Annotated in this window: 1 protein-coding gene; it reads left to right on the top strand. The window is 61.3% G+C overall.

What is annotated here, in order from left to right; genetic code table 11:
• A partial coding sequence (locus AC1DIX_RS28355) for a DoxX family protein (RefSeq protein WP_477328698.1) occupies positions 1-212 on the top strand: 212 nt, incomplete at its 5' end.
• Between the last annotated feature and the right edge of the window lie 150 nt (positions 213-362).

The raw sequence follows: 362 nt of genomic DNA, 5'->3' as shown, positions 1-362 counted from the left end.
TCAAGACGCGAGCCGCCGCCTTCGTTCTCTCGGGCCTGATGGCCTTCGCCTATTTCATCGCCCATGCGCCGAAGAGCTTCTACCCGGCGCAGACCGGTGGCGTCGCCGCGATCCTGTTCTGCTTCGTCATGCTGTATTTCGTCGCCGCGGGCGCCGGCTCGTTCAGCATTGATGCGCTCTTGAAGCGCAAGCAGGCCGCTGTCGCAGCCTGAAGCAGATCGCAAGGCTGAAGCGGCTTTCCGCTTCAGCCTGATAGGGCTTACGGCTTGTCGGCCTGACCCTTGAGCTTGACGGCCATCGTAACGGTGCCACGCACCGTGATGAAACTGCCATTGCCGCGATTAAGATCGGCATTGTTGCTG

It is taken from the genome of Massilia sp. 05N420, assembly GCF_056397205.1.
Note: the sequence above shows the minus strand (reverse complement) of the source record. Positions and strands in the feature narration are given on the sequence as shown.